Below are 18,420 nucleotides of genomic sequence, written 5' to 3'. Positions count from 1 at the left end.
TGGCTGGGCCTTTCGGGCGGGGCGAGCGGGCGACACGTACGGGCCGGGGCGGCCCCCGGCTCAGGACGCGAGCGCGTCGGCGGCGGCCTTGAGGTGGTCCTCGTTCTGCTTCTTGACGTCCGCGAGCGCCTGCGCGTTCTTGTCGACCGCCTGTTCCTGGTACGCGTAGTCGACGGCGAACCACACCCCGACGACGTTCTCCGACTTCCGGCACTCCTGGTCGGCGACCGCGACCTTCTTCTCGGCCTCGGTGGCCTGCGGCGTCTTGCTCCAGCGCGGGTCGCCGACCGCCTTGAGCGGATCGGGGTACTCGTAGCCGCGCTTGGCCATGCAGGCGGACCACTCGCGGAAGACCGCGAGCGTGCGCTTGTCCTTCTGGGCGGCCACGAGGGTGTCGAACTTGATGTCGTTGACGAAAGTCCCGTCCGTGCCGGGCTCCGCGGTGACCTTGCCGCCGATCTTCTTGTTCGCCTCGCCGAGGCAGCCGTGGTCGGGGACCTTCGCGCCGCCGATCATCATGCCGCCCGCTCCCCACTTCTCCTTGTCGCCGCGGGCGCCCGTGAGCACCTGGCGCATCTGCGCGGTGAGCTTGGCGCTCCCGTCCCCGCCGCCCCAGCCCTCGGTGGGGTCCTTCGTGCTCGTGGCCCCGTGGTAGCCGTACTGCCGCGCCTTCGCCATGCTCTGCGGGCCGAAGCGGCCGTCGACGCGGGTCGTGCGCCCCTCGCTCTCCTGCTCGGAGAAGTCGGAGACGGGCATCCGGTACTGGAAGCCGAAGCGGTTCATGCAGCGCGCGACGAGGTCGCTCTGCGCCTGCGAGAGGGTGCGCTGCTGCTCGGGGTTGAGGAGGTACGCGTCGAGCGGCATCCCCTTGTCGTCCGCGCTCGTCAGCTTCGGCGTCGCGCTGACCTTCGGCGCGGAGAGCGCGCGGTTCCCGCCCTTCGTGTCACCGCCGCCACCGCCACCGCCACCGCCGCCGTCGTCGTCGGAGGAGCAGGCGGTGAGCGCGGTGGCGAGGCACAGCGCGAGGAGGGCGCCGGTGCCGAGGGGGCGGAGCTGACCGGGACGGGCCACGCGGGTGTCCTTCCGAGGAGGCACAACTCAACGTCGGTGAAGGGATCTTGAAAAGAGGGCTCGCGCTGGCTCGGGGCCATCTCGCCCCGTGCGCGCGGCAGTTCACACGGTACGGGACGCGCCGCGCGGGCCGGGCGGTTTCCCCGAGAAGGGAGACCGCCCGGCCCGCGCCCGCTGCGGGAGCTGTTCAGCCGACCGGCTGTCAGGTGACGCGGCCGGACGCGTTGTTGTTCTTGATGTTGGCGTTCAGGTTGACCGTGTTGTACGCGCTCACGGTCTGGCAGGCGACCGAGCAGCCGTAGTTGGAGTTGAAGTACACGGTGAAGTTGGAGGCGACCCAGCTGTCCACCGCCGCCGCGTGGTTCTTGACCTCCACCCCGGCGCCCGCACTGCCGTTGCGGCCCGCGCTGAAGTAGCGGCCCGCGTAGTTCGGGACGTCGCTGGTCTGCCGGAACACGGCCCCGTAGCCGTAGGAGCTGCTGTTGTAGTAGATGCAGACCTGGCCCGTGCTGGTGCAGTCGTACGTGATGGCCGACGCCGCGGCCGACGCCGGTGAGGCGCCGAACGCGAGCGCGCCCGCCGCCGCCCCGGTGAGGGCGAGAGCGGTCATGGATCTCCGGATGTGCATGAATGTCCTCCTGTGCGGACCGGCCGCGAGGGGTCCGGTCCATGGGCACGACAGAGGGGGCACGACGTTCTCCCCCGAAAACGATGGTGCGAAGGGCCTACGGCACCCGGACGCGCTGATTGTGCGTTCCCGGTGACCGGCCGCCCGGAAGGTATCCACAATCGCGCCACGGAAACAACGATGTTTTCGCGCCAGAACAAGGGTTGTGGGAGGCGGAACGGGTCCGGATGGGCCGAAACTGGTCGTTCGTGTCCGGAAGCGGTGAAACCGGTTCCGACAATGATTGCCCGGCCTTTGCCGCCGGGCTCCCCGGTCCTTGCGGCGCCCCGGCCGAACCTTGCGCGACGAAGGACCGGCGCCGCACGGGCAGTGAACCTGCGCCGCACCGGTCCACGGCAGCGCCGACCCCCTAAGGTCGCTCCCATGACTGTGCAACGGATGGACAACGTCGCCGTCGTCGTGGACGACCTCCCCGCGGCTGTCGCCTTCTTCCTCGCGCTCGGGCTCGAACTGGAGGGCGAGGCGGAGATCGAGGGGCTGTTCGCGGACCACACCGTGGGGCTCGACGGCGTCCGCAGCGCCATCGCGATGATGCGGACCCCGGACGGCAACAGCCGCCTGGAGCTGACCAAGTACCACCACCCGGCACCGATCGGGGCCGGGCCCGCCGCGCCCAACACGCTCGGCCTGCACCGCGTGATGTTCGCCGTGGACGACATCGACGCCACGATCGCCCGCCTGCGCCCGCACGGCGCCGAACTCCTCGGCGAGGTGGCGCGGTACGAGGACAGCTACCGCCTGTGCAACCTGCGCGGCCCGGCGGGCATCATCGTGGCGCTCGCCGAGCAGATCGGCTAAGGCGGGGGCGGAGCCCGTACGGGGCGGGACGGGGCGGAGCCGCGCGACGGACCCCGCCCCGCCCCCTCCCGGACCCGCCCCGCCCGATCCCCCTACGACCCCACGATCGACGTCAGGAACTCCCCGACCCAGGAGAGCAGTTCGCGGTTCGCGAGCGGCTTCCCGCCGATCTTCGCCGTCTTGGGGCGCGGCACGAGCGCCGACTGCTGCGCCGGCTTGAGCACCGTGCCCGGGTAGAGCCGGTTGAGCCGCAGCTCCTGCGACTCGCGCAGTTCGGGCAGCGGCGCGAAGCGCACGTTGTTGCCCTGGAGGACGATCTCGCCGACCCCGCAGGCCCGCGCGAGCAGCCGCAGCCCGGCGACGAGGAGCAGGTTCTCGACGGGCTCGGGCAGCGGCCCGTACCGGTCGGTCAGCTCCTCCCGTACCGCCGTGATGTCCTCCTCCGAGGTGGCCGCCGCGATCGCGCGGTACGCCTGGAGGCGCAGCCGCTCGCCGGGGGCGTACTCGTGGGGGACGTGCGCGTCCACCGGGAGTTCGATCTTGACCTCGGGCGGCAGCTCCTCCTCGGAGGTGCCGTCGAGCTGCGCGCGGTAGTCGGCGACGGCCTCGCCGACCATCCGTACGTACAGGTCGAAGCCGACGCCCGCGATGTGCCCGGACTGCTCGCCGCCGAGCAGGTTGCCCGCGCCGCGGATCTCCAGGTCCTTCATCGCGACGTACATGCCCGCGCCCATCTCGGTGTGCTGCGCGATCGTCGCGAGGCGTTCGTGCGCGGTCTCCGTGAGCGGCTTCTCCGGCGGGTAGAGGAAGTACGCGTACCCGCGCTCGCGGCCTCGGCCGACGCGCCCGCGGAGCTGGTGGAGCTGGGAGAGGCCGAAGTTGTCGCCGCGCTCGACGATCAGCGTGTTGGCGTTCGAGATGTCGATGCCGGACTCGACGATCGTCGTGGAGACGAGCACGTCGAACTTCTTCTCCCAGAAGTCCACGACGACCTGTTCCAGGGCCTGTTCGCTCATCTGCCCGTGCGCGGTCGCGATGCGCGCCTCGGGGACGACGGCGCGGAGCCTGGCCGCCGCCCTGTCGATCGAGTCGACGCGGTTGTGGATGTAGAACACCTGGCCCTCGCGCAGGAGTTCGCGGCGGATCGCGGCGCCGATCTGCTTCTCGTCGTAGGGGCCGACGAAGGTGAGGACGGGGTGCCGCTCCTCGGGCGGGGTGGTGATGGTGGACATCTCGCGGATGCCCGTGACGGCCATCTCCAGCGTGCGCGGGATGGGCGTCGCGGACATCGTCAGCACGTCCACGTTGGCGCGCAGCTTCTTGAGCTGTTCCTTGTGCTCGACGCCGAAGCGCTGCTCCTCGTCCACGATGACGAGCCCGAGGTCCTTGAACTTCGTCTCGGAGGAGAAGAGCCGGTGCGTGCCGATGACGAGGTCGACGGAGCCGTCCCGCAGCCCCTCCAGGGTCGCCTTCGCCTCGGTGTCGGTCTGGAAGCGGGAGAGGGCGCGGATCGTGACGGGGAACTGCGCGTACCGCTCCGAGAACGTCGAGAAGTGCTGCTGCACGAGGAGCGTCGTGGGCACGAGGACGGCGACCTGCTTGCCCTCCTGGACGGCCTTGAAGGCGGCCCGTACCGCGATCTCCGTCTTGCCGTAGCCGACGTCGCCGCAGATGAGGCGGTCCATCGGGACCGTCTTCTCCATGTCGGACTTGACCTCGCTGATGGTGGTGAGCTGGTCGGGCGTCTCGGCGTAGGGGAAGGCGTCCTCCAATTCGCGCTGCCAGGGCGTGTCGGGCCCGAAGGCGTGGCCGGGGGCGGCCATGCGCGCGGAGTAGAGCTTGATGAGGTCGGCGGCGATCTCCTTGACGGCCTTCTTGGCGCGCGCCTTCGTCTTCGTCCAGTCGGCGCCGCCGAGCCGGTGCAGGGTGGGGGCCTCGCCGCCCACGTACTTCGTGATCTGTTCGAGCTGGTCGGTGGGGATGTAGAGGCGGTCGCCGGGCTGGCCGCGCTTGGCGGGCGCGTACTCGACGACGAGGTACTCGCGCGTCGCGCCCTGGACCGTGCGCTGCACCATCTCGATGTAGCGGCCCACACCGTGCTGCACGTGGACGATGTAGTCGCCCGTCTCCAGGGTGAGCGGGTCGATGGACTTGCGGCGGCGGACCGGCATCCGGGCGCCTTCCTTGCCCGCCGCCTTCTGCCCGGAGAGGTCCGTCTCGGTGAGGACGGCGAGTTTGCGCGCCGGGTCGATGAAGCCGTGGTCGATGGAGCCGCAGGAGACGTGCACGACGGCGGGCGAGATCGCGCCGAGGTCGGGGTCGAGGCGGGCCGGGATGCCCTCGGTGCCGAGGACTTCGGCGGTACGGGACGCGGGGCCCTGCGCCTCCGTGACGTACACCGTGCGCCACCCCTCGCTGACCCAGCGCTTCGTGTCGGCGAGGGCGCGCGCGGTGTCGCCGCGGTAGGTCTCGGGGGCGTGCATCGCGAGGCTGATCGTGTCGCCGTCCAGCTCCTCGTCCACGGCGAACGGCGAGACGGACCACCACGGGGTGCCGAGGTCGTGCACGGCGTGCTCGCGCACGTCGGCGAGCGACCACAGCGAGGCGGCGCCCACGTCGATCGGGGCCTCGCCGCCGGTCGCCGACGCGGCCCAGGAGGCTTGCAGGAACTCCTGGCTCGTCGCGACGAGGTCGGCGGCGCGGGTACGGACCCGCTCGGGGTCGCACACGAGCGTCAGCGAGCGCTCGGGCATGACGTCGAGCAGCAGCTCCATGTCGTCCACGAGGACGGGCGCGAGCGATTCCATGCCCTCGACGGCGATGCCCTCGGCGATCTTGCCGAGCAGTTCGTGCAGCTCGGGGTGCTCCTCGGCGAGCACGGCGGCGCGGCGGCGCACTTCCTCGGTGAGGAGGAGTTCGCGGCAGGGCGGGGCCCACAGCCCGTGCTCGGCGATCTCCAGCGAGCGCTGGTCGGCGACCTTGAAGTAGCGGACCTCCTCGACCTCGTCGCCCCAGAACTCGACGCGGAGCGGGTGCTCCTCCGTCGGCGGGAAGACGTCGAGGATGCCGCCTCGTACGGCGAACTCGCCGCGCTTCTCGACCAGCTCCACGCGCGCGTACGCGGCGGCGGCGAGCGCTTCGACGATCTCCTGGAGATCGACGCTCTGCCCCTGCCGCAGCGCGACGGGTTCCAGGTCGCCGAGCCCCTTGACCTGCGGCTGGAGCACGGAGCGGATCGGCGCGACGACGACGGAGACGGGCCCGGCCTCGGGGTCGTCCGCCTCGGGGTGCGCGAGGCGGCGCAGCACGGCGAGGCGGCGGCCGACGGTGTCGGAGCGGGGCGAGAGGCGCTCGTGCGGCAGCGTCTCCCAGGAGGGGAACTCGACGACGCCCTCGGTGGGGATGAGCGTGCGGAGCGCGGCGGCCAGGTCCTCCGCCTCGCGTCCCGTCGCGGTGACGGCGAGGACGGTACGGCGCGCCTCGCGCGCGAGCGCGGCCACGACGAAGGGCCGCGCGGCGGGCGGCCCGACGACATCCGCCTGGGTGCGGTGCCCGTCGCCCGCGGCCTTGACCGCCTCGGCGAGCGCCGGGTCGTCGAGTACCGCGTCGAGAAGACCGTGCAGACTCATGAATGCCATCCGTCCTTGGCCGGGGTCCGTGCTTGTCCCGGCGGTCCGTCCTGGGCCCGGGGCGGAGCGGCCCGGAGCAGCGCGAAAGACCGGCACGCGGTACGGGCCGGGGGTCTTCCAGCGTACGACGCGAGAGCGACGGACGGGCGAGACGGTCACCCTCCGTACGGAAACGGCTGCGGCGAGTCGGACAGCTGAGCGGCGCACGCACGGCCGCGCCGGACGGTTCCCCGGCCGCGGGCGCGGCGCTCTCACTCTTCGTACACGACCGCCCCGGGCGCCGTGTCCACGGAACGGGGTGTCCGCACGGGGAGGCGCGGTGGGTGGAGGAGGCCCTTCAGGTGGTCGATCTCGTGGTGGACGAGGCGGGCCAGGGGCTGGGTGTAGGTCGTGGTCAGGGGGTGGCCGGTCAGCGTCGTCGTCCGCACCGTGATCTCGTTCGGGCGGGACGTCGGTGTCCGGGGGCCCGAGCGGCCGGGGCAGCTCTCGTACTCCTCCGCCGTCTCCCGCGAGCCCGCGATCACGCAGGGGTTCAGGAGCGTCACCGCCGGCGCTCCCCACGGGGGCTGCACCAGCGCCGCCGCGCGCGGTACGCCGATCTGCGGTGCCGACAGGCCCACTCCCCCGGGAAACGGGTACGCCCGCAGCACGCGGTCCAGCACCGTCTCGATCTCCCGCACCGTCCTCGCCGCCTCCTCCCGCTCCCTCGGCAGATCGAACTCCCGGACCGGCGCCGCCAGTTCCGGCGCCCCCTCCAGCAGCACCCCCAGCTCCCCCATCCGCTCCGGCTCCCACCGCTCCGGCTCGGCGGCCAGGCACCGGCCCGGGTGCCCCTCGTAGAGCCCGCACCGCTCCTCGCGCGCACACGGCCGCAGCAGCCTCGCCTGGTACGGGGGCATTTCGCGCGTGAACGTCACCCACACCGCCCCCTCCCTCAACTCCCGTACCCTCCCCATGTGTTCGACCCCCTCGTGCGGCTCCAGCGCGCACCGCGTGCGGCTCGCCGGTTCCCCGCCCACCGTGTGGATGCTCAGCCGCTTCGCGAAGATCCGCATCAAGTGCGGCACATCCGTCTCCGCGTCACAACGCACCGGCCGCAACACCGCGTTCGCCAACGTCGTGTCACTCATGGGGGCTCCAGGTTTCCGTTCGTCCGCTTCGGTCGGTACGGGGATCGGTGCGGCGACCAGCTCGTACCAAGCGCCGTCCACGTCCGGGAACCGCACCCCGAACGGCCCCCCGCTCTCCAGCAGTTCCCCCACCGCCGCTTGCAGGACCACGTCCTCCGCCCACGCGCGCAGCGCCGTCGGCGCGTCCGGCCCCGGCGCGTACGTCGGCCGTACGAGCCCGCCCGGCGCCCACCGCACCCTCGGCCCCGGGTCGAGCCGTACCGCGAGCCGCAACGCCGTCGCCCGCAGCCACGACCCGCACTCCTCGCCGTCCCGCACCTCCCCAGCCGCCAGCACCCACGCCCCGCGCGCGTCCCCGCCCCTCGCCCGCACCGCGAACCCCCGCTCGACCGGCAGCCCGAGCCGCCCGGCACGCTCGGCGGCCACGCTCACCGCTCGCTCCCGGCGCCGCGCACCGCCGCCCCGCCCCCGGCGTGCGGGTGCCGTTTGCGGAGCACACGACAGTCCGTCTCGGCCGAGTAGTCACACCGCGCACGCGCGGCCCGCTCCTCGCGCAGAAGTTCGAGACACCTGGGGCAGTCCGTGACCGAAAGCCCGGAACGACGCTGTGCGGCTGTGTTCATGCCTCTACAGTGCGTCACCAGGATGCGGGCCGACAGCCAGAACCCCATGCACGTAGGGGTAGTCCCATTCCCCCTTGGGGAGCATTATTCAAACCGCAGATAGGAGAGGGGAGTTAGTACGCGTGAGCGAATCCTCTCGGCGAAGCAGGGCGATTGCCGCCTTCGCCGAAGAAGTGCGTCAGCAGCGGCAGCATTTGGGGATTAGTCAAACGGCATATGCCAATTTGCTGGCCTTCTCACAGCCCTTGGTTTCGAAAGTCGAACGCGGTGAAGTACCGGCGAGTCCGGAGTTCGCGCGAGCTATGGACAAGGCGGGGAAGACGGGTGGGGTGTATGTCCGACTGCACGGTGAGCTGTTCCGTCAGGACTACCCGGATTGGTTCAAGCCGTACGCGGACCTTGAGCAGGACGCGGCGGCGATAGTCGACTACAGCCCGACCCTGCTGGTCGGGCTCGTCCAGACGGAGGCGTACGCGGCAGCCGTGTTCCGCGCCTGGAACCCCACCGAGACGGTGGACGAGATCATGGCACGCGTCGAACTCCGTCTACAGCGACAGCAGATCCTCAACCGCCCCCACCCCCCGCGTCTATGGTTGGTGGTGACGGAGGGCGTGCTCCGCATGGAGGTGGGCGGCGCCTCAGTCATGCAGGAGCAGCTCGCCTATCTTGTGGACTTGGCCGAACGCCCGAACGTCACACTCCAGGTTCTCCGGGCCCGGGACGGCGCGCCTCCCGTCCACATGCCTTTCACCTTCCTCACTGTGGATGGCCAGCAAGTGCTCTACTCGGAAGCATGGGTAGGTGGCGGCTTCGTTGATCGGTCCCCCGAGGGAATCGCAAAGACGACGGCGGTGTGTGATCATCTGCGCATGACGGCGGCGTCCGCCCAGGATTCGCTGGACCTACTCCGCAGCATGGCAAAGCAACAAGGAGCAGACGAATGACGAAGAATTCCGCTCGGACGTGGACCAAGAGCACCTACAGCGGCGGCGACAACGGGAATTGCGTCGAAATCGCGTTCGGCGAGCCGATCATTCCTGTGCGTGACAGCAAGCGCGCCGACGAGAGCCCCGTGGTTGAATTCGGTCGTGAGGCGTTCGCCGCCTTCCTCGGGTCCGTGACGACGGACCGTTAAGACGTCGCGTGTCTGCCACTTCCCCCCCTCGGTGGCAACCCCTGCACGCGACCCCGAAGCCCGCCGCGCTCCCCGGACCAGGGAGCCCGGCGGGCTTCGCCTTGCGCAGGGCTGGGCAGGCTTCAAGCCCGTACGAGAGACGAGGGAGCGGCCCGATGACGGAGCAGACGCGCAGGTGGGTCAAGAGCAGCTACAGCGGTGCGGACAACGGCAATTGCGTTGAGCTCGCGGTCGGAGAGGCGGCCTTGCCCGTACGCGACAGCAAGTGGGGCGACGACAGCCCCGTGGTCGAGTTCGGCCGGGAGGCGTTCGCCGTCTTCCTCGGGTCCGTCGCCAAGGGGCGCTGACAGCGCGTCCGTTCGCTCACGCCGGGGTCTCCGGCCGGTGCGGGGGTGCCTGCGCCGGGCCGGTGACCGGTTTGCGGTAGCGGACGTACTCGTTGCGGCGCCGGAAGCCCACGCTCTCGTAGAGGTCGTAGGACCGGTGCGGGTTCGCGGTCCCGGTGTACAGGCGGGCGGTCTCGGCGCCGTGCGCGCGCAGGCAGCGCAGGCCGTCCAGGAGCAGGGCCCGCCCGAGGCCCAGCCGCCGCGACTCCGCCCGGACGCTCAGCTCCTCGACCTCGCCCACGGTGGGGTCGTGGCGGCGGAGGGAGCACAGGGCGACCCCGGCCATGTCCCGCCCGTTCCAGGCGGCCCGCCAGCAGGCCGGGTCGGCGGTGGCGAGGAAGCGCGCGAACGTCCACGTCTCGGTGAAGGCGGCGCCCGCGTACGAGTCGACGACCGTCCTCCAGGCCGTGTGGTAGCCGCTCGGCCCGACCGCGCCGACGCGCACGCCGACCGGCAAGGGCGGGCGTTCGGGGAGTTGGCCGAGGTCGTCCAGCTCCAGCTCGACCAGGCTGAACACGCGCCGGTACCCCGCGTCGAGCAGCAGCGCCGTCGCGTCCGCCTCCGAGGCCATGGCGTCCGCGCCGAGGACGGCCGCCCGCGCGGTGCCGTGCCGGCGTACGAAGTGGCGGACGCGGTCCTCCGCCCAGGCGAGCATCGCCGAGCCGGTGCCCCGGCGGCGGTGCTCGGGGAGCAGGTAGCCGCGGTGCGGGTACAGCCACGTACCGTCCGGCTCCTCCCACCACCGGATCGTCGCGTAGCCGACGACGCCCCCGCCGTGCTCCACCAGAAGCTGGTTGCCCGAGGGGTCGTCCAGGCGGGCGCAGTCCTCGGCGATCGCCGCCGCTGTCGGGAGCCCTTCCACCACCGAGCGGGCGTCGACCCCGTCCCGTCGCGCGCAGCCCCGCCGTACGGCGGCCATCGGGCCGTGGTCGTCGTCGCCCCGGTACGGGCGGAAGACGTAGCCGGGCCCCGGTGCGCTGTCGCCGCTCACGCCGTCCCCCCGTCGCGCTGCCTCGCGGTGTTCCCGGTCACGGCGGCGCAGGGCGTGCGGAACGCGCGGCGGAACCGGTTTCCGGGCCGGGGCCGGTGGGCCGCCTCGGGCGATCGGGTCCCGGAGCCCTTCAGCTCCGTCCCGTCCGGTCGGTGCGGCGGTGGGAGAGGAGCCAGTCGTAGAGGGCGGGGTTGTCGTAGGTGCGGGTCCAGGAGTCGTGGCCCACGCCCGGGTAGCGGGTGAAGCGGACGTCGGCGCCCAGCTCCTCGAGGCGCGCCACGATCTCCTCGGAGCGGCCGATCGGGACGGCCTCGTCCTCCTCGCCGTGGAAGGCCCAGACGGGCACGTCGCACATGGGGTCCGGGCGTTGCATCCACAGGCCGCCGCAGACGGGGGCGACGGAGGCGAAGCGCTCGGGGTAGCGGACGGCGAGGCTCCAGGTGGCGTAGCCGCCCATGCTCAGCCCGGTGACGTGGATACGGGACGGGTCGATGCGGTACTCGGCCTCGACCTCGTCCAGGAGCCCCGCGAGCGTGGTCACCTCGGGGACCCACTGGCTCGACGCGGGGCACTGCGGAGAGGCGACCACGAAGGGGAACTCCCGTCCCTCCTCGGCCAGTCCGGGTATGCCGTGGCGGGTGACCGCCTCCAGGTCGGAGCCGCGCTCGCCCGCGCCGTGCAGGAACAGCACGAGGGGCCAGGCGCGTGCGGGGTCGGCGTCGTAGTCCTCCGGGAGGTGGAGGAGGTAAGGCAGCACATCGGCCGGGGCGGGCTCGCCCTCGACGACCTCGTGCCGCCGCGCGAGCGGGGTCACCCTTCGTACCTTCCGCATCACATGTCCCTCCATCGGGTGAACCGTGCGCCCGGCCGTCGGCCGGGACCGGTCCATCCTGCCCACCCCGCACCGCCGGCGCTCCTCCACCCCTCCCACGAGTCCGGCTCTCACCGGCGATGGGGGGCCCACGAGGAGGTCGCCGCCGCCTCGGACCGGGCACGGGCCGGGGCGGACACAGCGGTCACGGAGGGGGCGAGGGGCTAGTCGTTGGTGGCGCGGTTCCAGAACTGATGCGTCAGGCCGCTCGTGGACGCCGTCGACTCGACGGTGAAGCGGTCCTGGATACCGTCAAGGCCCTCCCACAGCAGGACACCCGTCCCGAGCGTGATGGGGACGGTGACAAGGTGCATGAAGTCGACGAGGTCGGCGGCGAGGAACTGCCGGATGGTGGAGGGACCGCCGCCGATGCGGACGTCCTTGCCGTCCGCCAGTTCCTGGGCGCGGGCGAGCGCTTCCTTGGGCGTCGCGTCCATGAAGTGGAAGCTCGTCCCGTTGTCGAAGTGCAGGGGCTCGCGCGCGTAGTGCGTGAGCACGACGACGGGCGTGCGGAACGGGGGCTCCTCGCCCCACCAGCCCCGCCAGCCGTCGTCCGGCCACTCCCCCTCCTGCGGGCCGAACTTGCCCCGGCCCATGATCTCCGCCCCGATGCCCTGACCCCAGGTCGTCGTGAGCGCGCGATCGAGGGTGATCGGCGCGTCCACGGCGTCCACGCCCTCGATGAACCGGCCGTCGAAGGGCGCGAAGAGCCCCCCGGCGTCCCCGATGGGCTTGTCGAGCGTGACCGTCTCGCCCGCGCCGTAGCCGTCGAGCGAGATGTGGAAATTGTGTACACGGACCTTGCTGATGGCCGATCACTTCCAGTGTGTGCTTGCGGACCTCAATCAGTGAGCGCACTGTACGAGGAGAAGGGACAAGTCGTGACGAGTCAGGAAGTGCGTGTCGTTCCGGTGCCACGCGTCACGCCTCATCGGTCACCCGTCACGGGTGGGTGAAACGCGGGACGGCCCGGCGGTTTTCCCGCCGGGCCGTCCCGTTCCCCCTGGCGGTCGGTGTGGCCCCCCGTAGCGCCACACCGACCGCCGGTCCCCCGCTCACTCCGTGGCGATCGCCCCCAGGACGTTCATCCGCCCCGCCCTGAACGCCGGTACGAGCGCCGCGAGGAGCCCCACCAGCGCGGACCCGGCGAAGACGCCGCCGATCGTGGCCCACGGGATGTCCAGGACCTTCAGGCCCTCCAGCGAGAGGAGGGACTGCGCGCTCGCGCCCCAGCCGAGGCCCAGCCCCAGGCCGAGCGCCGCGCCGAACAGGGCGATGACGACCGATTCGAGGCGGATCATGCGGCGGAGCTGGCGGCGCGAGAGGCCGATGGCCCGCATGAGGCCGATCTCCCTGGTGCGTTCGACGACCGACAGGGCGAGCGTGTTCACGACGCCGAGGACGGCGACGACGATCGCGAGGGCGAGAAGCCCGTAGATCATGTTGAGGAGCTGGCCCACCTGGTCCTTCAGGAGCTGCTTGTAGTCGGCCTGGTTGGCGACCTCGTACTGCGGATACGGGTCCATGACCTTCTTCAGCTCCGCGTACGCCGCCTTCTCCTTCCCGTCGTCGGCCTTCGCGAAGAGCGCGACGGACGGCGGGACCTTCCCGGCCGGGAGGTGCGCGCGGGCGGTGTCGAGCGACACGTACCAGGCGCCCTTGTCGAAGACCGTCTCGTCCGAGGTGATCGCGCGGACCGTGAGCCGCGCGGTGCCGCCCTCGTGGAAGGCGACGGGCAGCTTGTCGCCGACCTTCACGCCGTACTTCGCGGCCGTGCCCTCGTTGAGCGACATGCCGTCCTTGCCGTAGGCGGCGGCCAGGCTGCCCGCGACGGTCTTCTGGTGCACGTCCTCCATGTACGTCGGCTCGGTCGCGGAGACGTCCTCGCGCTTCTCCGTGCCGTCCGGGAAGGTCACCGTCGCGCCGACCCGCTTGAGGTGCGAGACGTGCGCGATGCCGTCGATCCCCGCGATCGCCTTCTCGGCCTTCGGCACGAGCGGCTGGCTCATCGTGTCGACGATGAAGTCCGCGCCGACCGACTCGTCGAGCTGCTTGCTCGCGGACGTGACCATCGAGGAGCCGACGACGGAGAGGCAGGCGACGAGCGCGAGCCCGATCATCAGCGCGGCCCCGGTGGCGCCCGTCCGGCGCGGGTTGCGCAGCGCGTTGCGCTCCGCGAGGCGGCCCATGGGCCCGAAGACCCGCAGCACGACCGCGCCGATGACGCGGACGACGAGCCCGGCGAGCAGCGGCCCGACGAGGATCAGCCCGAGCAGGCTCAGGAAGATCCCGCCGCCGAGCCACGGCGCCCCGTCCCCCGCCTTCTCCACCGTGGAGACCTGGTAGAGCGCGGCGGCCCCGCCGAGGGTGAGCACCGCGCCGAGCGCGGAGCGCACCGCGCCCGCACGGCGGTCCGTGGGACTGCCCGTCTCGCGCAGCGCCGCCATCGGCGAGACGCGCCCGGCGCGGCGGGCCGGGAGGTACGCGGCGAGCACCGTCACCGCGATGCCGAGCACGAGCCCGATGACGGGCGTGGTCCAGGCGATCGTGAGGTCGTTCGTGGACAGGTTCATCCCGGCCGCGTTCATGAGCTTCATGAGCCCGACCGCGAGCCCGACCCCCGCGCCCGCGCCGAGCACCGAGCCGACGACCCCGAGCAGCAGCGCCTCCACGAGCACCGAGCGGTTGACCTGGCGGCGCGAGGAACCGACCGCGCGCAACAGGCCCAGCTCGCGGGTGCGCTGGGCGACGAGCATCGAGAAGGTGTTGACGATGAGGAAGATCCCGACGAGGAAGGCGATCCCGGCGAAGCCGAGCAGCGCGTACTTCATGACGTCGAGGAAGGACGCGGTGTCCTTGCTCGACTCGTCGGCGGACTCCTGCTGCGTGAGCAGCTTGTGCCCGGCCTTGTCCAGCACGGCGCTCGCGTCCGCCTTCAGCGCGGTGTCGCTCACGCCCTTCCCGGCGGTGAGGTTGATCTGCGTGAAGCGGCCCGGCGCGTCGATGAGTTCGCGCTGCGCCGTCGCCGTGTCGTAGTAGAAGACGGCCGCGCCCGGGTTGGTCACGGTGAAGGTCGCCACGCCGCTCACGTGCGAGGTGAAGTCGCCGTGCGCGGTGATCGTACGGACCTCGTCGCCGGACTTCAGGTGGTGCTTCTTCGCCGTGTCGGCGTCCACGACGACCTCGGCGCGCGAGCGGGGCAGGTGCCCGGAGGTCAGCTTCATGGACTGCTCGTCGGTACGGGTCCAGTTCCCCGCGAGCGTCGGGGCGCCCGTGGAAGCGCCGAGGCTCTTGTTGTCCGCGCCGACGACGGTGACGGACTGCGTGCTGACCGCGCCCTCGGCCCGCGCGACCCCGTCCACGCGGGCGAGCCGCGCGACCTCGGCGGCGGGCAGCGTGGCCCCGTTCTCGCTCTGCGCGCGGTCCTGCGCGGCCTTGCTCGGGCTGACGGTGACATCGGCCGCCGTCTTCGCGAAGAGCTTGTCGAAGGTCGTGGACATCGTGTCGGTGAAGACGAGAGTGCCGCACACGAAGGCGACGGAGAGCAGCACGGCCACGGCGGAGAGCGCCATACGGCCCTTGTGCGCCCAGAAGTTGCGCAGGGAGGTACGGAAGACGGTCACGAGGTCCGCCCCCGCGCGTCGAAGTCCTTCATGCGGTCGAGGACCTGCTCGGCGGTCGGCTCGTACATCTCGTCGACGATCCGGCCGTCCGCGAGGTAGAGGACCCGGTCCGCGTACGAGGCGGCGACCGGGTCGTGCGTGACCATCACGATGGTCTGCCCGAAGCGGTCGACGGAGGTACGGAGGAAGCCGAGCACCTCGGCGCCCGCCCGGGAGTCCAGGTTGCCCGTGGGCTCGTCGCCGAAGATGATCTCCGGGCGCGCGGCGAGCGCGCGGGCCACGGCCACGCGCTGCTGCTGGCCGCCCGAGAGCTGGTTGGGGCGGTGCTTGAGACGGCCCGCGAGACCGACCGTCTCCACGACCTGGTCGAGCCAGGCACGGTCGGGCGCGCGGCCCGCGATGTCCATGGGGAGCGTGATGTTCTCCAGGGCGTTGAGCGTCGGGATGAGGTTGAACGCCTGGAAGATGAAGCCGATCCGGTCCCTGCGGAGCCGCGTGAGCCGCTTGTCCCTGAGCCCCGTGATCTCGTCCTCGCCGAGGTACACACGCCCCTCGCTCACGGTGTCGAGCCCCGCGAGGCAGTGCATCAGCGTGGACTTGCCGGAGCCCGAGGGCCCCATGATCGCGGTGAAGCGCCCCTTCGCGATGTCCACGTCGACGCCGTCGAGCGCCCGTACCCGTGTCTCCCCCGAGCCGTACGCCTTGACGAGCCCCCGGGCCCGCGCGGCCACTGCCGCCTGCCCGCCCGCGCCGCCCTGGCGCGGGTGTGTGGTCAGTGCCGTTGTCACGTCATGTCTCCTATGTCGGTCATCAAGGCGCGTGAGCGCGCCCCGCGCCGCCCGCCGTTTCCCCCCGGGGGCGGCTCGCGGAGCGGAAATCCTGTGGTGCGGAAGTCCTGTGGTGCGGTGGTCCTGTGGTGCGGGAGTGCTGCGGTGCGGGACCGGGTGAGCGGTGGTCCCGCGTGAGCGGTGGTCGTGTGCGAGCGGGTGTGCGGCGGTGCGTGGCGGGCCGCGCCGGCACCGTACGTACGCGCCGTACGTGCCGTGACGCGGGCCCGCTCCGCTCCGCTCCCCTACCTGCTTACGTGCTCCATACTTCCCGTCCCCCGTGCCCCCGCGCAGTGCGGCTGAGCGCACAATCCGCAGGGGGGTTAGCCCCCCTGCGAGCCTGTGGTCAGCCTCGCTCCGCCAGGCTAGGCGCGCGCCGGGGCCGTCCACCTCCTCCGCCGGTACCACCGGACAGGGGCCGCCCTCAGGGGGATCCCCTAGGGGAGTCCCCTAGGGGACGGCTCGGGGTACCGGGAGCGCCGCGCGGCCCCGCGCACGTACCCCCGGCACCCGCGACCGATCCGGACCACAGAGGATCAGCGGATGGCGCGCGGTACACCCCCCTGCATCCTCTTTCCCGGCACGGGTTTTACGGGCACCGCACCGGCAGCGGTCGCGGTGCGGAATGGCACCGCCTCACGGGGCGCCGCGCAGCCCGTCCACCACGATGCGCCCCACGACCCCGATGACCGCGTCCGCCGCGGGGACGACGTGCCCCGTGTCGGCGGCGCGCGTGAAGACGGCCACCGCGTAGCGGCCCCCGTCCGGGTACTCCACGACGCCCACCTCGGCCCGCAGCGTCGGGAGCGTGCCCGTCTTGCCGAAGACCTGCACGTCGTCGAAGGGGAAACCCGAGGCGAGACGGTGCGGCCAGACCTGGAGGCCGAGCAGCCTGCGCACCGCCGCCCCGTGCGGCTCCGGCAGGAACTCGTCCCGCCACAACGCCGCGAGGAGGCGCGTGAGTTCGCGCGGGGTGGAGCGGTTGCCGTGCGCGGGGTCGAGGGCGCGCAGGCGCGCGAGCACGAGCGGGTCGGTGAGGGCACGGGCCCCGGCCGGGCCCGCGTCCTCGCGCATGCCCTCCTGCGTCGCGGCGAAGCTCTCCACCGCGCGGGTGCGGCGCAGCCCCAGCGCCTCCGTCGTGCGATTGACCTCCTCCAGACCGATCCGCGCGAGAAGCAGGTCGGCCGCCGCGTTGTCGCTCACGGCGATCATGAGGTACGCGAGGTCGCGCAGCGACATGCGCGGCGCGTCGAGCATCGCCGCGAGCCCCGTACCCCCCGGCGTACGCCCCTCGACGGGGCACTCGACCCGCTCCGTCAGGTCGATCCGGCCCGCCGCCGCGAGCCGGTGCAGCGCGAGGAGCAGACACAGCTTGTGGACGCTCGCCGTGCACACGAGCCGGTCCGCCTCCCACCCCGTCTCCGTCCCCCGGTCGATGTCCACCGCGTGGACGACGCCGTCCACCCCGGCGTCCGCGAAGGCGGCGGCGATACGGTCCGCGACGGCCGTGCGGGCGGGCGCGGTGCGTTCCTCGGATGCGTCGTTCACAGCCAGTACTCCGCCGCTGGACGTAGGTGCAAAGGTCGTACAGGGGTGCCGGACCCGGGGGCCGCCGGGTCCTCGTGCCGCTCGGCCCCCGTGCCCCCGGCGGCGGTCCCGCCCCCGTCCACCACGGCGCCCTCCCGCTCGCGCAGCGCCACCGTCACCGCCTCGGCGAACGCGGTGACGGCCGCGTCCTCGCGACCGGCGGGCCAGGCCGCCGAGTGGCGGCGGGAGAGGGGCGCCCCGGCGAGCGGGCGCCACACGAGCCCCGGCACGTCGACCGCCTCGGCGCGCGGGACGAAGGCGACGGCCTGCCCCGAGAGCACGAGGCCCCGGACGAAGTTCTCACCCCGGCCGTGCCGCACGGCGCGCGGTGTCCAGCCCTCGCGGGCACAGGAGTTGAGGAGCTCGTCGTAGAGCGCGGGGGCTCCCGCGCGCGGGAAGAGGACGAGTTCGCGGTCGCCGAGCGCCGCGAGCGGCACCACCGCGTCCGCCGCCGCGTCCGCCGACTCGGCGAGCAGCACGCCGAGTTCGCGCCGGAGCACGGGGCCGAGCGCCAAGCCCTGGAGCGCGCAGGGATGATGGACGAGGCCGACGTCGAGTTCCCGCGCCCGCAGCGCCGCGAGCTGTTCGGCGGTCGTCAACTCCCGTACCTCCAGCTCGACTCCGGTATCGGCCCGCCGGAAGCCCGCGAGGAGCGCGGCGACCGTCGGCCCCGCGAGGTCGGGCGGCAGCCCGGCCCGCAGGAGGCCGCTCCCGCCCTCGCGCACGCGCCGTGCGACGGCGCGCAGCGCCTCGTGCCGGTCGAGGAGCGTGCGCGCCTCCGGCAGCAGGAGCTGACCGGCCCTGGTGAGCGCGACGCGACGGCTCGTGCGCTCGAAGAGCCGTACCCCCAGCTCCTTCTCAAGACGCTGCACGCGCTGCGAGAGCGGCGGCTGCGCCATGCCGAGCCGGCGCGCGGCACGGCCGAAGTGTGACTCTTCGGCAACAGCCACGAAGCACTCCAGGTGCCGGATCAGGTCCACGAGCAGCAATGATACGCACATCCATATGGATGAATGATTGATAGCGAACTTGGACAGAGTGGGTGCCGCGCTGGTCTGCTC

At 72.2% G+C, this 18,420-nt stretch carries 15 protein-coding genes; 4 read left to right on the top strand and 11 right to left on the bottom strand.

Annotated features, from left to right (window positions below; all coding sequences use genetic code 11):
* Window positions 1-60 precede the first annotated feature (60 nt).
* Both STTU_RS19130 and STTU_RS19125 read right to left on the bottom strand, forming a co-directional pair.
* Window positions 61-1,071: a hypothetical protein gene (locus STTU_RS19130; protein ID WP_007825863.1), complete on the bottom strand. Its 1,011-nt coding sequence runs from the start codon at window positions 1,069-1,071 to the stop codon at window positions 61-63.
* 202 nt (window positions 1,072-1,273) lie between these two features.
* Window positions 1,274-1,699 carry a hypothetical protein gene (locus STTU_RS19125; RefSeq protein ID WP_234019269.1) on the bottom strand — a complete coding sequence of 142 codons (426 nt, stop codon included), beginning with the start codon at window positions 1,697-1,699 and terminating at the stop codon, window positions 1,274-1,276.
* Between the two features lie 423 nt (window positions 1,700-2,122).
* Between STTU_RS19125 and STTU_RS19120 the strand changes: the two genes are divergently transcribed.
* Window positions 2,123-2,557 (top strand): VOC family protein, encoded by a 435-nt coding sequence (locus tag STTU_RS19120; RefSeq protein WP_009066384.1) that lies wholly within the window; start codon window positions 2,123-2,125, stop codon window positions 2,555-2,557.
* Window positions 2,558-2,649: 92 nt separating this feature from the next.
* Here the strand turns inward: STTU_RS19120 and mfd are convergent, their stop codons facing one another.
* Window positions 2,650-6,186 (bottom strand): transcription-repair coupling factor, encoded by a 3,537-nt coding sequence (gene mfd, locus STTU_RS19115; RefSeq protein ID WP_043255704.1) that lies wholly within the window; start codon window positions 6,184-6,186, stop codon window positions 2,650-2,652.
* Between the two features lie 251 nt (window positions 6,187-6,437).
* A complete protein-coding gene (locus tag STTU_RS19110) occupies window positions 6,438-7,748 on the bottom strand; it encodes a peptide deformylase (protein ID WP_052862386.1) in 1,311 nt (436 codons plus the stop codon).
* A 313-nt stretch (window positions 7,749-8,061) separates the two neighbouring features.
* Here STTU_RS19110 and STTU_RS19105 point away from each other — a divergent pair, with 313 nt between their 5' ends.
* The 3 genes from STTU_RS19105 to STTU_RS34985 all read left to right on the top strand — a co-directional run bounded on the left by STTU_RS19105 (window position 8,062) and on the right by STTU_RS34985 (window position 9,421).
* Complete coding sequence (locus STTU_RS19105; RefSeq protein ID WP_043255702.1) at window positions 8,062-8,883, top strand: helix-turn-helix domain-containing protein; 822 nt, start codon at window positions 8,062-8,064, stop codon at window positions 8,881-8,883.
* Window positions 8,880-9,074 carry a DUF397 domain-containing protein gene (locus STTU_RS19100; RefSeq protein WP_043255701.1) on the top strand — a complete coding sequence of 65 codons (195 nt, stop codon included), beginning with the start codon at window positions 8,880-8,882 and terminating at the stop codon, window positions 9,072-9,074. The genes STTU_RS19105 and STTU_RS19100 overlap by 4 nt, the downstream gene beginning before the upstream one ends.
* A gap of 155 nt (window positions 9,075-9,229) precedes the next feature.
* The gene (locus tag STTU_RS34985) at window positions 9,230-9,421 is read left to right on the top strand and encodes a DUF397 domain-containing protein (protein ID WP_007825849.1); all 192 of its coding nucleotides are present in this window, start codon (window positions 9,230-9,232) and stop codon (window positions 9,419-9,421) included.
* A 16-nt stretch (window positions 9,422-9,437) separates the two neighbouring features.
* Here STTU_RS34985 and STTU_RS19090 read toward each other — a convergent pair whose 3' ends face one another.
* The 7 genes from STTU_RS19090 to STTU_RS19060 form a co-directional block, all read right to left on the bottom strand.
* Entirely contained in the window at window positions 9,438-10,451 is a 1,014-nt protein-coding gene (locus STTU_RS19090; RefSeq protein WP_007825847.1) for a GNAT family N-acetyltransferase, read from the bottom strand.
* A 130-nt stretch (window positions 10,452-10,581) separates the two neighbouring features.
* The gene (locus STTU_RS19085) at window positions 10,582-11,265 is read right to left on the bottom strand and encodes an alpha/beta hydrolase-fold protein (RefSeq protein WP_052862385.1); all 684 of its coding nucleotides are present in this window, start codon (window positions 11,263-11,265) and stop codon (window positions 10,582-10,584) included.
* A gap of 221 nt (window positions 11,266-11,486) precedes the next feature.
* Entirely contained in the window at window positions 11,487-12,131 is a 645-nt protein-coding gene (locus STTU_RS19080; RefSeq protein ID WP_043255699.1) for a dihydrofolate reductase family protein, read from the bottom strand.
* Window positions 12,132-12,377: 246 nt separating this feature from the next.
* Complete coding sequence (locus STTU_RS19075) at window positions 12,378-14,945, bottom strand: ABC transporter permease (protein ID WP_043255697.1); 2,568 nt, start codon at window positions 14,943-14,945, stop codon at window positions 12,378-12,380.
* The gene (locus STTU_RS19070) at window positions 14,942-15,733 is read right to left on the bottom strand and encodes an ABC transporter ATP-binding protein (RefSeq protein ID WP_009066406.1); all 792 of its coding nucleotides are present in this window, start codon (window positions 15,731-15,733) and stop codon (window positions 14,942-14,944) included. Before STTU_RS19070 ends, STTU_RS19075 begins: the two co-directional genes overlap by 4 nt.
* A gap of 675 nt (window positions 15,734-16,408) precedes the next feature.
* Window positions 16,409-17,320, bottom strand: a complete 912-nt coding sequence (locus STTU_RS19065) for a serine hydrolase (RefSeq protein WP_043255694.1) — start codon at window positions 17,318-17,320, stop codon at window positions 16,409-16,411.
* On the bottom strand, window positions 17,317-18,360 hold the full coding sequence (locus tag STTU_RS19060) for a LysR family transcriptional regulator (RefSeq protein ID WP_007825839.1): 1,044 nt from the start codon (window positions 18,358-18,360) through the stop codon (window positions 17,317-17,319). Before STTU_RS19060 ends, STTU_RS19065 begins: the two co-directional genes overlap by 4 nt.
* Window positions 18,361-18,420: the final 60 nt, after the last annotated feature.

Origin of the sequence: Streptomyces sp. Tu6071 (assembly GCF_000213055.1) — a bacterium.
Classification (GTDB): Bacteria; Actinomycetota; Actinomycetes; order Streptomycetales; family Streptomycetaceae; genus Streptomyces; species Streptomyces evansiae.
Note: the sequence above shows the minus strand (reverse complement) of the source record. Positions and strands in the feature narration are given on the sequence as shown.